Here is a 14,268-nt window from a genome sequence, read left to right on the forward strand (position 1 = left end):
GCGCTCGCCTTCGCGGCGAGCCGCCGGGCCCGTTTGCGTCGCGGATGCCGGTGGTGGGCAAGCGTTCCGCGGATCCGCGGCGGGGGCACCTCCCAGCGGTAGCTGAGGGAGGAACGGGTGGGCACAACCGGCCACCGGGCCGCACCCGGCAGCGAGCCTCAAGGGGAACGGCAGGCGCCGCACCCGTGGGCTGGCCTCACACGGGCAACACGAGGATGATCCAGGTATGGGCGGCGCCACGCCCGGAGCGGGCCGCGCTCCGGGCAACGGTCAGCCGGTCAGGCTTTCCGTGCCGGCCGGGCGGTGGCTGGTGTTCACCACTGTGCTGGGCTCCGCCATGGCCCTGCTCGACAGCACCGTCGTCAATGTCGCCCTGCCGCGCATCGGGCTCGACCTGGGTGCCGATCTCGCCGTACTGCAGTGGACCGTCAACGCCTACATGCTCACCCTCGCCGGGCTGATCCTGCTCGGCGGGGCGCTCGGGGACCGGTTCGGGCGGCGGCGGGTGTTCGTCACCGGAGTGGTGTGGTTCGCGCTGGCCTCGCTGGTGTGCGGGCTGGCGCCGAGCGCCGGGGTGCTCATCGCCGCGCGGGCACTGCAGGGCATCGGTGGGGCGCTGCTCACCCCCGGGTCGCTCGCGCTGATCCAGTCGGTGATCCACCGCGATGACCGGGCGCGGGCGATCGGGCTGTGGTCCGGCTTCGGCGGGGTCGGGGCGGCGATCGGGCCGTTCCTCGGCGGCTGGCTGGTGGACGGGCCCGGCTGGCGCTGGGTGTTCTTCATCAATGTGCCGCTGGCCGCGGTGTGCGTGCCGGTCGCTTTGCGCCATGTACCGGAGACCAGCAATCCGCGGGCGCATGGCCGGTTCGACGTCCTCGGCGCCCTGTTGGGGGCGGCGACCCTCGGCCTGATCACCTACGCGCTGATCGCCGCGCCGCAGAAGGGCGCCTCGCCCGCCGTGGTGGTTCCGGCCGTCGCCGGGCTGGCGCTGGGGGTGGTCTTCGTCGCCGTGGAGCGCAGGCGGCGCGAGCCGATGCTGCCGCTCTCCATCTTCTCCTCCCACCAGTTCAGTGCCGTCAACGCGGTGACCCTGTGCGTCTACGCGGCCTTCGGCGGCTTCTTCTTCCTCTCAGTGCTCAACCTTCAGGTGGTGGTGGGCTACTCCGCGCTCGCCGCCGGTACCGCGCTGCTGCCCACGACCACGCTGATGCTGCTGCTGTCGGCCCGTTCGGGCGAGCTGGGCAAGCGCATCGGCCCGCGGATCCCGCTGACCGTGGGCCCGCTGCTGTGCGCCGCGGGAATGCTGCTGATGACCCGGGCCGGGGTGGGGGCGGTCTACTGGCGGGACATCCTGCCCGCGCTGCTGGTGCTGGGCATGGGCATGGTGGTGGTGGTCGCCCCGCTCACCGCGACCGTCCTGGCCTCGGTGGACGTCGCCCGCGCGGGTCTGGCCAGCGGCGTCAACAACGCGGCGGCCCGCGCGGCGGGCCTGATCGCGGTGGCGGCGCTGCCGCTGCTCGCGGGGATGGGCCCGGAGGCGTACCGGTCGGCGGACGCGTTCGGGGACACCTTCCGGCGGGCGATGCCGATCTGTGCCGGAGTGCTGGTGCTGGGGGCGGTCCTCGCCTGGCGCACGGTGCGCTCGGACGCCCTGGAGCAGGCGGGGGAAGAGGCGGAGGCGGGGGCGGAGCCGGAGGAGGCCGAGGCCGCGGCGCGCACGGAGCGAGGCGAGGGCGCCGTGGCGGCGGAGCGTGCGGAGGGTGCCGTGGCGGGGGAACGTGCGGAGGGTGCTGTGGCGGGGGAACGTGTCGAGGGTGCCGTACCGGCGTCGGCGGGGCGTGCCGAGGGCGCCGCGCGGCCGACGGGGCCGCCGTGCCGCCCCGAGTGCGCCTACCACTGCGGTGTGTCCGCGCCGCCCCTGGATCCGGGTGAGAGACCCTCCGGTACCTGACCCGCGCCCTCTTCGCGCCGGACGCGCCCCTGGACGTGCCCCTCGATCTGCGGACCACGTGGCTTGAGCGTGTCGGGTGGGGCCTCGGACCAGGCAGACTGGAACCCATGGCCATTCACGAGAACCTGCTCGGGGGACCGCCCCCGACCCATCTGCCCGACGACCCGGAGCCACGGGAGCTGCTCGCCTCCGGCGCGGCCCCGTCCGAGGTCGCCGCGAAGTACCCGGCCTCCTCGCTCGCCTGGGCCCAGCTCGCCGACGAGGCGTTCGAGGCCGGCCGGGTGGTCGAGTCCTACGCGTACGCCCGCACCGGCTACCACCGTGGACTCGACGCCCTGCGCCGCAGCGGCTGGAAGGGCCACGGTCCCGTGCCGTTCGAGCATGAGCCGAACCGTGGCTTCCTGCGCGCCCTGCACGCGCTCGCGCGCGCCGCGCAGTCCATCGGCGAGCAGGAGGAGTACGAGCGCTGCTCGACCTTCCTGCGCGAGAGCTCCCCGACCGCGGCGGACACGCTCTCCTGAGACGTAACGAGGCGTACCGGGCCTGTGGGGTGTCGTACGCCCCACGGGCCCCTTCCGTACTTGCCGATCGTCCGTGCGGCGCGGATGATGCGGTGCGGGGCCCCTTCGGATGTGGGCCCCGAGGGGACCGGGGCTCCGAGACCGAAAGGATGGGGCGGACCGCTACCCGGTAGCGAGCAGTACTCAGGAGATGCGATGTCGCAGCAGCCTGTCCCTGACCACGCCGCCCCGGCCCAGGCCACCTCAGGCGGGCCCCCTCAAGGCCGGACCGCCCCAGGCGGGACCGCACCGGGCGAGACCACGCCGGGGGAGACCACGCCGGGGGAGACCACGCCGGGCGAGACCACGCCGAGCAGTGCCGCCCCCGGCCGGACCGATCCGAGCGGGACCGCACCGGGCGGGGCCGAGTTCGAGGCCCCCCATCTGGACTTCGACGGCACCACCCCGTACGAGGACTACGTCCAGGCGTCCGTGCTCACCCACCTCCAGCGCCCCCTCTCCGACGACCCCGGCGAGATGGTGTTCCTGGTGACCACCCAGGTCATGGAGCTGTGGTTCACCGTCATCGTCCATGAATGGCACACCGCCGCGCAGGCGCTGCGCGAGGACGATCTGCCCACGGCGATGGCCGCGCTCCAGCGCTCGGCCTACGAGCTGGAGTCGCTCAACGCCTCCTGGACGCCGCTGGCCCATCTCACCCCCGGCCAGTTCAACGCGTACCGCTCCGCGCTCGGCGAGGGCTCCGGCTTCCAGTCGGCGATGTACCGGCGGCTGGAGTTCCTGCTCGGCGAGAAGTCCGCGTCCATGCTCGTCCCGCACCGGGGCGCGCCGCGGGTCCACGCCGAGCTGGAGAAGGCGCTGACCGAGCCCAGCCTCTACGACGAGGTGCTGCGCTATCTCGCCCGCCGCGGCCTCGCCGTCCCGGCCGCCGTGCTGGACCGCGATCCCGCCCTGCGCTATGAACCCGATCCGGGGGTGGAGCGGGTCTGGGAGGAGATCTACTCCGGTCCGCGCGAGGGTGAGCTGGTCCAGCTCGGCGAGGCGCTCACCGAGGTCGCCGAGCTGGTGTGGCGCTGGCGCAACGACCACTTGGTGGCGACCCGGCGGGCGATGGGCGCCAAGACGGGGACCGGCGGCTCGGCCGGGGTCGCCTGGCTGGAGAAGCGCGCGGGCAAGACGGTCTTCCCCGAGCTGTGGACGGCGCGCAGCCATGTCTGACGCGACGATCCCGACGGAGTCGGCGGGCGCCGCGCCGAGGAGTGCCGAGTCCGGGGCGACGAGGGCGGAACCGACCGGCGCCGGGCCTGAGCCGCCCGCGGCCGAGTCGTCCGGTACGGAGTTGACCGGCACCGAGGTCGGGGCGGCCGGGGCGGCCGGTACCGACGCCGGGGCGGTTCGTACCGAGTCGACTGGGCCCGAGCCGACCGGCGTCCAGCCCGGTGTGGCCGAGCCCGGTGTGGCCGAGGCCGGTCCGGCCGCGCATGGTGCGGCCGAGCACCGTCCCGCCGAGCCCCGTCTGCCCCGGACCGTGCTGAGCGACGAGGCCACCACGCTCGACGCGGCCGACCGACTGCGCGCCAAGCGCGACGCCTTCACCCTCGACGATGTGATCTACCTCGACGGCAACTCGCTGGGCGCGCTGCCGCGTGCCGTCCCGTCCCGCCTGGCGGATGTGGTCGCCCGCGAATGGGGCGAGCTGCGCATCCGTTCCTGGGAGGAGAGCGGCTGGTGGACCGCGCCGGAGCGGATCGGTGACCGCGTCGGCAGGCTCGTCGGCGCCGCCCCCGGCCAGGTGGTCGTGGGCGACTCCACGAGCGTGAACGTCTTCAAGGCGGTCGTCGCGGCCGTACGGATCGCCCAGGAGCGCGGCGCCCACCGCGATCAGATCCTGGTCGACGAGACCACCTTCCCCACCGACGGCTACATCGCCGAGTCCGCCGCCCGGATGACCGGCTGCACCCTGCGGCCGGTGGCCGCGGGCGACGTGCCCAGCGCCGTGGGCGCGCGCACCGCCGTCGCGCTCGTCAACCACGTGGACTACCGCACCGGCCGCCTCCACGACCTGCCCGGGACCACGGCCGCCGTGCACGCGGCGGGCGGGCTCGTCGTATGGGACCTGTGCCACAGCGCGGGCGCCCTGCCGGTCGGGCTGGACGCCCATGGGGTCGACCTTGCGGTCGGCTGCACGTACAAGTACCTCAACGGCGGGCCCGGCGCGCCCGCGTATCTGTACGTCGCCCGTGCGCATCAGCCCCGCTTCGACTCGCCGCTGCCCGGTTGGAACTCGCATGCCGACCCCTTCGGCATGGCCTCCGCCTACACCCCGGCCGACGGCTCGGCCCGCGGCCGCGTCGGCACCCCGGACATCCTCTCGATGCTGGCGCTGGAGGCCGCCCTCGAGGTGTGGGACGACGTGACGATCGAGGACGTCCGGGCCAAGAGCCTGGCCCTGACGGACTTCTTCCTCCGCTGTGTCGAGGACTATGTCCCGGCCGGCCGCGTCCAGTCCGTCACCCCCGCCGCACACGCCGAGCGCGGCAGCCAGGTGGCGCTGCGGTGCGCGGACGCGGGGGAGGTGATGGCGGAGCTGACGCGGCGCGGTGTCGTGGGCGACTACCGCCGCCCCGATGTGCTGCGCTTCGGCTTCACCCCGCTGTATACGGGCTTCGCCGAGGTGGAGCGGGCGGCGCGGGTGCTGGCCGACGTGCTGCTGAAGGAGGGCTGACCGATGGGCGGGGCAGCGGCCGAGGAGACGTCGGTCCTCGGGCTCACACCCGTGGCTCCGGACCGGACCGCCGCGTACGGCGAACACCCGGACCAGGTGGCGGACTTCTACCTTCCGCGCGGGCCGCGCGGGGCCGCCCGCCCCGCCCCGCTGGTCCTCCTCTTCCACGGCGGCGCCTGGCGCGCCCCCTACGACCGCCGCCATGTGTCGCCCTTCGCCGCCTTCCTGGCGGGGCGGGGGCTCGCGGTGGCGTCGGTCGAATACCGCCGGGGCGGGGCGGACCCCGCACGGGCGGGGCGGTGGCCGGAGACGTTCGACGACATCGCGGCCGCCGTGGGCACCGTGCCGAGCCTCGCCCGTGAGCTCGGGCTCCCTGGGGTCGACCCGGACCGCGTGGTGCTCACCGGGCACTCCGCGGGCGGGCACGCCGTGCTGTGGGCGGCGGCCCGGCATCGGCTGCCGTCCGGCACTCCCTGGCATCTGCCCTCCCCCTCCCCGCTCCGCGGTGTCGTCGCCCTCGCCCCCATCGCGGACCTCGCCACGGCCCGTGCGCTGGACGTGTGCTCCGGCGCCGTCGGCGAACTCCTCGGCGAGGTTCGCGGCGACGGCGATGAACTGACGGCCCGGCTCGCCCTCGCCGACCCCGCCGCGCTGCTGCCCACCGCGATCCCCACCACCATCGTGCAGGGCGTCACCGACATCGACGTGCCACCGGCGGTCGCGGACGCCTTCGCGACGGCCGCGACCCGCGCCGGGCAGGACGTCCGGCTGGTCAGGACGGAGGGCGGGCACTTCCCGCCCATCGACCCCACCACGCCCGTCGCCCACACCGTCGCGGAGGAGATCGCCCACGTGGCCGGGACAGGCCCGGCAAGTTAGAGCCCGCGCAGATAGGCGGAGCGGGGAGCCCCGGCAGCAAGGCGGGCACAGGTTTCGATGATCATGGAGTTGCGACGCTCTGTGATCACTGGGGAGACCTGTGCCCGTCCTGCCATCATGGCTGACCGACCCGCTCTGGGACCAATTCACTGCGCTGCTACCCAAACGCCTGACGGTTGATCCCGACCATCCGCTGGGCTGCCACCGCCGACGCATCAGCGACCGGATCGTGTTCGACAAGCTGCTGCAACTGCTGCGGTTCGGCTGCTCCTACCAGGCGATCGCCGACACGACCTGCTCGGCGAGCACCCTCCGCAACCGTCGTGACGAGTGGATCGCCCTCGGCGTCTTCGCCCGGCTCAAGCAGATCGCGCTCCAGTCCTACGACCGGATCGTCGGGCTCGTGCTCGACCAGATCGCCATCGACGGCTCCATCATCAAAGCCCCCGGCGGCGGCGAGGCCGCCGGGCGCTCACCGGTCGATCGGGGCAAACAGGGCTTGAAACGCTCGGGCATGACGGATGGTTACGGAATCCCGCTCGGCAGGGTACTGGCCGGAGCGAACCGTCACGACTCCCCGCTGCTCGCCCCGACCCTGGACCTGCTGGACGACCTCGGACCGCTGCCCGACGACATCACTGTGCACCTGGACGCCGGCTACGACTCGGACAAGACCCGCACCGAACTCAGCGCCCGCAAGCTGCACGGCCGCATCGCGCACAAGGGCGAGAAGGCACCGATCCAGGCGAGCCAGCGGTGGCATGTCGAGCGCACCCACGCCTGGCAGAACACCTTCCACCGGCTCGCCCGCTGCTACGAACGCCGCACCACCGTCATCAACGCCTTCTTCGACCTCGCCGACACGATCATCACCATCCGCAGCCTGATCCGCCGCGCGTGGACGACCCACCGTTGGGACCGCCGCCCGAACCTCCGTCCATGACCTACGAGCTATGCACGCCGACGTGGCGGCTGGCCTCGGTGTCGGCCAGCGAGTTTCGTGCCGCCTCGTACGGCTACCCGCGCGGGCGGTCGCGGGCCGGTTTCCCTGGAGTTGACGGTTGTCTCAGGACGAACGAACGCCGTTTCCCCGAGCGCGCCTCAGCGCGATGTGGGTCAGCAAGGCCATCCCGAAGGTGAAGGGCAAGGCGGTGTTGTCGGCAGGGCCGGGAATGGCGGAGCAGGTCGCCATGACGGCCAGCGGTGCCCAGCCCCGCAGCAGCGTGTGGTGAACGGCCGTCGAACCCGGGGCGAGCCTGCTCAGGAAGGGGACGAGAAGGCCGATCACGCCGAACGGGATAGTGAGGCCCGTGTGCTTCACTGCCTCGAACACCGTCCAGGCGAGCAGGAAGAGCCCAAGCACACCCCAGGCCAAAGGTGCCACCCAGAACACCGGACTCATCGTGGCACTGGCGGTCTCACGCGTCATCCTGTCGCTCTCTTCCCGTGTCACGTGCTCAAGTGTCGGGACACCGACCATCAGCAGTATGTAGTGGCTCTGCACAGATGGTTGACCAGGCGAAGGCTCCGTGGTGGCGGACGTGCAGCTGCTCCAGCTGCGGCCAGGCGGTGCGGGCGTGCTCACTGCCTTCACCGTGCGCCGCCGGCGATCACCCGGGTCACCGGCCTGCCGCACGCCATGCCTTGCCCGTTGCCGCCGCCCGCCGCGCGCATCCGCAGCCGTCTCCTGGACGGCGTCGGCCAGATACCCGGCGATCTGCCGAAGGGTTCCCCGCTGCGGCACCTGCTCCTCGGGGACTGGCGCGGTGGTGAGCACCGGGTTGACGCGGAGCACCAGCCGCAGCACCTCGGGATCGCGCCCGGTCTTGACCGGGCTACTTGCTAGCATGCTAGCAACGGGTTAGTCTGGACTCGTGGGCGATGAGGAAGTCAAGCAGTTCAACGTGTACCTGCCGATCGGGCTGATCAAGCAGGTGAAGTACCGCGCCATCGAGTCGGGCATGTCGCTGTCGGCGCTGGTCGCCGAGGCGCTGCGTGCCTACCTCGACGACGCCCATGGGCAAGAGCGCCAATCGACCGAGAAGGAGGCATGACATGGCGACCGAGGGAATCGAGGCCCTGTTCCTGGAGACCCACAACTGGGGCAAGGCGGCACGCTTCTTCCAGGCGCTGGGCTACGAGCTGGAGTTCGAGACGGGCCACAGCTCCGGCCAACTCCGCAACGGCGACGGTCCCTACGTCTTCATCGCGGAGGTCCCCGAGGACCGGGAGCCTCAGATGCAGGTCGTGCTGAAGGTGCCGGACGCGGACGCGTTCCGTGCCAATCCGGCCGTCGAGGTGGTGACGCCGTTCGAGGACACCCACTTCGGGACCAGGTTGATGACGGTCCGCGACCCCGACGGGCGGCTGTGGAGCCTCCAGGCTCCGGTCAAGAACTGACTGCGACGGAGAAGGGGAACACCATGGCAGACGAACCGACCGCGGCGCCGGACGGCACCGCGGTGCGGACCGCCCTCTGGCGGGCGATGCACGTCCAGGTCGACCGGCCGCCCCACGTGTTCGAGGACGAGATCGGCCTGGAGCTGGCAGCCCCTGACGACGACTGGCGCCGCCGCCCCGACATGGACCCGCCCCTCACCAGCGGGTTCCGGGCGGCCATGGCGGCCCGCGCCCGGTTCATCGAGGACCTGATCATCGAGCAGGCCGACCGCAGCGTCACCCAGTACGTCATCCTGGGAGCCGGGCTGGACACCTTCGCCCAGCGCAGGCCGGAGACCGCCTCCCGCCTGCGGGTCTTCGAGGTCGACCAGCCCGGCCCGCAGGCGTGGAAGCGCCGTCGGTTGGTCGAACTGGGCTACGGCATCCCCGACTGGCTGCAGCTGGTGCCGGTCGACTTCGAGGCGAGCGAGGACTGGCTGAAGAAGCTGATTGCCGTCGGCTTTGACCCCGGCCAGCCGGCGTTCATCGCGTCCACCGGCGTCACGATGTACCTCACCGAGGACGCCACTGCGGCCACCCTGCGCCAGGTCGCCGGGCTCGCCCCCGGTTCCACGCTCGTGATGACCTTCCTCCTGCCGCCCGAACTGCTCGACGAGGCCGATCGCCCCGGCCTGCGGGCGAGCAGGGAAGGTGCGCGCGCGTCCGGAACGCCGTTCATCAGCTTCTACACCCCGGAGGAGATGCTGGCCCTCGCCCGCAAATCCGGTTTCGCGGACGCCCGGCACGTGTCGGGGGCTTCGCACGCCGGGCGCTACTTCGCCGATCGCACCGACGGCCTTCGCCCGTCGACCGGAGAGGACGTGCTGCTCGCCGCCACCTGAGCCTCGTCGACCCGTCGAATCGGGCAAGGACGGTCCAGCCGGTCGCCGCTGCGTCGTAGCGGCGACCGAGGTGTTGGTCAGGGCGCCCCGGCTTTCAATCGGCAGAGTCTGCCTCCGTCAATGACGGACCAGCCCGCCCATGATTGGACGCACATAGGTCTCGCCAGTGGTCACAGAACGTCACAGCTCCGAGATTCGTCCAGTAGCTATGCCAGTTCTTAGCCACCGGGGGCCGGGGGCCGGGGGCACCCCCGACCGCGCAGCACCGCAGCGCACTTGGCGCGTGCCGCCGGCCCGCGCCCGGCCGCGCAGTACCGCGCGGCAATGGGGCGGGTTGGTCCGGGGGCGCGTCTGGCCGCGTGGCGTCGGGGACGTACGCGGCCGCGCGGTGTCGGGGCGCACCTGGCCGGGTAGCCGGGGCGCTCCTGGCCACACGGCATCCGGGCGCTCCCGGCCGCGCGGCCCGCGGCGCACTCGGCGCCCAGTGCCGTAGCGCACCTGGCCGCGCAACCCCTGGCGTATCCGGCGCTCAGCGCCGTAGCGCACCTGGCCGGGTAGCCGGGTCGCTCCTGGCCACACGGCATCCGGGCGCTCCCGGCCGCGCGGCCCGCGGCGTATCCGGCGCCCAGTGCCGTAGCGCACCTGGCCACGCAACCCCTGGCGCATCCGGCGCCCGGCGCCGTAGCGCACCTGGCCGGGTAGCCGGGTCGCTCCTGGCCACACGGCATCCGGGCGCCCCTGGCCACGCGGCCCGCGGCGCATCCGGCGCCCAGTGCCGTACCGCACCTGGCCGGGTAGCCGGGGCGCTCCCGGCCACACGGCATCCGGGCGCTCCCGGCCGCGCGGCCCGCGGCGCACTCGGCGCCCAGCGCCGCAGCGCTCCCGGCCGCGCGACCCGCGGCGCACTCGGCGCCCGGCGCCGCAGTGCACCTGGCCACGCAACCCCTGGCGCATCCGGCGCCCAGCGCCGCAGCGCCCCCGGCCGCGCCCCACCGCAGCGCGCGCCCAGCCGCGTAGTACTTGAGGCGGATGCCGCACAATCCACATTCCCGGGGACGACGGCGCCGCAGGCGCTCTCTACCGTGGACGCCGTGACCCAGACGACTCCGCGGACCGAACTCCGCACCATCCGCCGGGCGTTCTCCGATCTGCGGAAGGACTTGATCACCGGCGCGTTCGCCCTCCGCCCGGTGCCGCCGCTGGCCGCCACGCATGTGCTGGTGCGCCGGATGCCCCGGGCGATGCGGCCGTTCGCGCCGTGCTTGCCGCAGGCCGCGATCGTGGCCTTCGCCTTCTATCTCATGGCCGTGGCGGGCGAGACCGAGGGCGTAGGGCTGGCCCTGCTCAGCGGTGTGCCGCTGTTGCTGGCGCTCTACCGGCCGATCGGCGCCTGGTGGCTGTCGTTCGCGGCGACCGTCGTCTGGGGCCTGGGCATCGCCGACACGTACGGGGGGAGCATGTGGCCCTGGCCGACGACCCTCTTCGCCTCGCACATCGCGGTGATGGTGATCGTCGCGACCCAGAACCGCCCGCGGGTGGCCGGGCGGATGCTGCTGCTCACGGCCGGGTTCGGGTTCGCCTGTGAACTCGGCATCAATGCGCGGCCCACGAACGCCTTTCCCATGGTGGTCGCCTCCTGCGTCATCGTGGGCGCCGTCGTCGCCCGGCGCAGTCTGCGCGAGACCAAGCAGCAGGTGGCAGTGCAGCAGTCGGCCACCTACGAGGAGCGCTCCCGCCGCACCCTGCTGGAGGAGCGCGCCACCATCGCCCGCGAGTTGCACGATGTCGTCGCGCACCACATGTCCGTGATCGCCATCCAGGCGGAAGCCGCGCCCTACCGGGTGGCGAACCCGCCCGAGGAGCTGGCCACCAGCTTCGCGACCATCCGCGAGAACGCGGTCGCCGCGCTCACCGAACTCCGCCGCCTCCTCGGCGTCGTCCGCGCCGACGACCCCGATGCCTACGCCGACGCCGACCCCGAGGCGCCCCAGCCGACCCTCGCCACGCTCGACACGCTCTTCGCGGGGGTCCGGGCGGCGGGGCTGACGGTCGAGCACGTCATCACCGGCGCCGTACGCCCGCTGCCCTCCGGTGTGGAGCTGTCCGCCTACCGGATCGTCCAGGAGGCGCTGTCCAACGCGCTGCGCCACGCCCCCGGCTCCACCGCCCGCGTCGAGATCGCGTACGTCCTCGGCGGTCTGGGCCTGCGGATCGTCAACGGCCCACCCACCCAGCCCGTACGCCCCTCGCCGGGCATGGGCCATGGGCTGCTCGGGATGCGGGAGCGCGTGGCGATGCTGAACGGGGAGATGACGGCGGGAGCGGTGGAGGAGGACGGCGGCTACGAGGTCGCGGTCTTCATCCCGGCCGCGGCGCTTCCCGAAGCGGAGGTGTCAGGGCCGTCCGGGCCGTCAGGGCCGTCCGGGCCCTCCGGGTCAGAGGCGTCCGGACCGGCGGCGTCGGGGCCGACGAAGGGGCCCGCCCCGGAAGGGGAGACGATGAAGCCATGACGACCGATGTCACTCCTCCCATCCGCGTGCTGATCGCCGACGACCAGGTGATGGTCCGCGAGGGCTTCTCCGTGCTGCTGAACGCCCAGCCCGATATCGAGGTCGTCGGCGAGGCGGTCGACGGGCGCCAGGCCATCGCCCAGGTCGCCGCCCTGCGCCCCGACGTCGTTCTGATGGACATCCGGATGCCGGAGCTCAACGGCCTCGAGGCCACCCGTGAGATCGTCGCGGCGGACGCGGACGCCAAGGTGCTCGTCCTGACCACCTTCGATCTGGACGAATACGTCTACCAGGCGTTGCGCTCCGGAGCGAGCGGCTTCCTGCTCAAGGACGCCTCCGCCCGTCAGCTCGGCGAGGCGGTACGCGTCGTCGCGGCGGGCGAGGCGCTGCTCGCCCCGACCGTCACCAAGCGTCTGATCACCACCTTCACGCGGATCGGGGAGGCCGCCGGGCTCGGCGGCCCGCTTCCCTCGCCGCAGGGGCGGCTGGCCGAGCTGACCGAGCGGGAGAACGAGGTGCTGGTGCTGGTAGCCCAGGGCTGCTCCAACGCCGAGATCGCCGCGCGGCTGATCGTCGCCGAGTCGACGGTGAAGACGCATGTCAGCCGGATCCTGGTGAAGCTGGGGCTGCGCGACCGCACCCAGGCGGCGGTGTTCGCGTACGAGGCCCGCCTGGTCACCCCTGGAGGCTGAAGAGGCCCCCGGAGGCTGAGCGGCCCCAGAGGCTGAGGAGGTCCCCGGAGGCTGAGAGGCCCCGAAGGTTGCGCGGGCCCCACAGGCGCGGGCCCCGGAGGCTGCGCGGGCCCCAAAGGCTGAGCATGCCCCGGGGGTGAGCAGGTCCCGGAGGCTGAGCATGCCGCCAGGCGCTGAGCATGCCCCGGGGGTGAGCAGGTCCCGGAGGCTGAGCATGCCGCCAGGCGCTGAGCATGCCCCGGGGGTGAGCAGGTCCCGGAGGCTGAGCATGCCGCCAGACGCTGAGCGGGCCCCCGAGGCTGAGCATGCCGCCAGGCGCTGAGCATGCCCCAAGGCTGAGCAGGCCCTGGAGGCCGCGGGGAACCGGCGGTACCGTCCGGGGATGAGCAGCAGCCGTGCGGAAGCCCCCGCCTTCGACCCGTGGCAGCCGTCGTTCGTCGCGGACCCGTATCCGGCGTACGCCGCGCTGCGCGAGCGCGGCCGTGTGCACTGGTTCGAGCCCTCCCGCCAGTGGCTGATCCCGCGGCACGCTGACGTCAGCGCCCTGCTGCGGGACCGCCGCCTCGGCCGCACCTATCTGCACCGCTTCAGCCATGAGGAGTTCGGCCGCACCGCGCCGCCGCCCGAGCACGAGCCGTTCCACACCCTCAACGACCACGGCATGCTCGATCTCGAACCGCCGGACCACACCCGGCTGCGGCGGCTCGTCTCCAAGGCGTTCACCCCGCGGACCGTCGAGGCGCTGGTGCCGACGATCCGGCGGTTCGCGGACGAACTCGTCGACTCCCTCGTCGCCTCGGGCGGCGGCGATCTCATCGCGGCGGTCGCCGAACCGCTGCCGGTCGCGGTCATCGCCGAGATGCTCGGCATTCCACCGGCCGACCGCCCCGCCCTGCGGCCCTGGTCGGCGGACATCTGCGGGATGTACGAGCTGGGGCCGAGCGAGGAGACGGCGCGCCGGGCGGTGCGCGCGTCCCTCGAATTCTCCGGCTATCTGCGCGAGTTGATCGGCGCGCGCCGCAAGGCCCCGGGGGACGATCTGATCAGCGGGCTCATCGCCGCGCATGACGAGGGCGACCGGCTCACCGAGCAGGAGATGATCTCCACCTGTGTGCTGCTGCTCAACGCGGGCCATGAGGCCACGGTCAACACCACGGGCAACGGCTGGTGGGCGCTCTTCCGCCACCCCGAGCAGCTCGCCCTGCTCCGCGCCGACCCGGACGCGCTGCTGCCCACCGCCGTGGACGAACTCCTGCGCTTCGACACCCCGCTGCAGCTCTTCGAGCGCTGGGTGCTGGAGGACATCGAGGTCGACGGCACGGTCATCCCGCGCGGCAGCGAGGTCGCCTTGCTCTTCGGCTCGGCCAACCGCGATCCAGCTCGCTTCGACCGCCCCGACACCCTCGATCTCTCCCGCGCCGACAACCCCCATGTCAGCTTTGGCGCCGGGATCCACTACTGTCTCGGCGCCCCGCTGGCCCGTCTTGAGCTCGCCGCCTCCTTCGGCGCGCTGCTCCGTAAGGCGCCCGGCATGCGGCTGGTCAAGGAGCCGGAGCCGCAGGCGAATTTCGTGATCCGCGGGCTGCGGGAGCTGCTGGTCGAGCTCTGAGCGGACTACGGCGGTCAGACAGCAGACGCGGCAGACAGCAGACGCAGCAGACAGCAGCCGGCAAACTGCGCAGACGAAAGGGCCCCCGTTGTCCACAGCC

13 protein-coding genes are annotated in these 14,268 nt (G+C 72.9%); 12 read left to right on the top strand and 1 reads right to left on the bottom strand.

Annotated elements, in window-relative coordinates; all coding sequences use genetic code 11:
• The first annotated feature begins 226 nt into the window (after positions 1-226).
• The 6 genes from CGL27_RS25790 to CGL27_RS25820 all read left to right on the top strand — a co-directional run bounded on the left by CGL27_RS25790 (position 227) and on the right by CGL27_RS25820 (position 7,019).
• On the top strand, positions 227-1,951 hold the full coding sequence (locus CGL27_RS25790) for an MFS transporter (protein WP_119990329.1): 1,725 nt from the start codon (positions 227-229) through the stop codon (positions 1,949-1,951).
• A 107-nt stretch (positions 1,952-2,058) separates the two neighbouring features.
• Entirely contained in the window at positions 2,059-2,472 is a 414-nt protein-coding gene (locus CGL27_RS25795; protein WP_078642619.1) for a DUF3151 domain-containing protein, read from the top strand.
• A gap of 195 nt (positions 2,473-2,667) precedes the next feature.
• Positions 2,668-3,690 carry a tryptophan 2,3-dioxygenase family protein gene (locus CGL27_RS25805; RefSeq protein WP_240450633.1) on the top strand — a complete coding sequence of 341 codons (1,023 nt, stop codon included), beginning with the start codon at positions 2,668-2,670 and terminating at the stop codon, positions 3,688-3,690.
• Positions 3,691-3,988: 298 nt separating this feature from the next.
• On the top strand, positions 3,989-5,197 hold the full coding sequence (kynU, locus tag CGL27_RS25810) for a kynureninase (RefSeq protein ID WP_119994550.1): 1,209 nt from the start codon (positions 3,989-3,991) through the stop codon (positions 5,195-5,197).
• A 3-nt stretch (positions 5,198-5,200) separates the two neighbouring features.
• Entirely contained in the window at positions 5,201-6,076 is an 876-nt protein-coding gene (locus CGL27_RS25815) for an alpha/beta hydrolase (protein ID WP_119990331.1), read from the top strand.
• Positions 6,077-6,176: 100 nt separating this feature from the next.
• On the top strand, positions 6,177-7,019 hold the full coding sequence (locus CGL27_RS25820) for an IS5 family transposase (protein ID WP_119990333.1): 843 nt from the start codon (positions 6,177-6,179) through the stop codon (positions 7,017-7,019).
• A gap of 123 nt (positions 7,020-7,142) precedes the next feature.
• Here CGL27_RS25820 and CGL27_RS50210 read toward each other — a convergent pair whose 3' ends face one another.
• The gene (locus CGL27_RS50210; protein WP_162953070.1) at positions 7,143-7,925 is read right to left on the bottom strand and encodes a hypothetical protein; all 783 of its coding nucleotides are present in this window, start codon (positions 7,923-7,925) and stop codon (positions 7,143-7,145) included.
• 25 nt (positions 7,926-7,950) lie between these two features.
• Between CGL27_RS50210 and CGL27_RS25830 the strand changes: the two genes are divergently transcribed.
• The 6 genes from CGL27_RS25830 to CGL27_RS25855 all read left to right on the top strand — a co-directional run bounded on the left by CGL27_RS25830 (position 7,951) and on the right by CGL27_RS25855 (position 14,168).
• A complete protein-coding gene (locus CGL27_RS25830) occupies positions 7,951-8,130 on the top strand; it encodes a CopG family transcriptional regulator (RefSeq protein WP_119990337.1) in 180 nt (59 codons plus the stop codon).
• Position 8,131: 1 nt separating this feature from the next.
• Positions 8,132-8,476 carry a VOC family protein gene (locus tag CGL27_RS25835; protein WP_119990340.1) on the top strand — a complete coding sequence of 115 codons (345 nt, stop codon included), beginning with the start codon at positions 8,132-8,134 and terminating at the stop codon, positions 8,474-8,476.
• Between the two features lie 23 nt (positions 8,477-8,499).
• Positions 8,500-9,357, top strand: a complete 858-nt coding sequence (locus CGL27_RS25840) for a class I SAM-dependent methyltransferase (protein WP_119990342.1) — start codon at positions 8,500-8,502, stop codon at positions 9,355-9,357.
• A gap of 1,091 nt (positions 9,358-10,448) precedes the next feature.
• Complete coding sequence (locus CGL27_RS25845) at positions 10,449-11,867, top strand: histidine kinase (protein ID WP_240450634.1); 1,419 nt, start codon at positions 10,449-10,451, stop codon at positions 11,865-11,867.
• Entirely contained in the window at positions 11,864-12,559 is a 696-nt protein-coding gene (locus CGL27_RS25850) for a response regulator transcription factor (RefSeq protein WP_078642623.1), read from the top strand. Before CGL27_RS25845 ends, CGL27_RS25850 begins: the two co-directional genes overlap by 4 nt.
• A gap of 382 nt (positions 12,560-12,941) precedes the next feature.
• Positions 12,942-14,168, top strand: a complete 1,227-nt coding sequence (locus tag CGL27_RS25855) for a cytochrome P450 (protein WP_078642624.1) — start codon at positions 12,942-12,944, stop codon at positions 14,166-14,168.
• Positions 14,169-14,268 lie beyond the last annotated feature (100 nt).

The sequence above is a fragment of the Streptomyces sp. 11-1-2 genome (genome assembly GCF_003595545.1).
In the GTDB taxonomy this organism is placed as follows: Bacteria; Actinomycetota; Actinomycetes; order Streptomycetales; family Streptomycetaceae; genus Streptomyces; species Streptomyces hygroscopicus_B.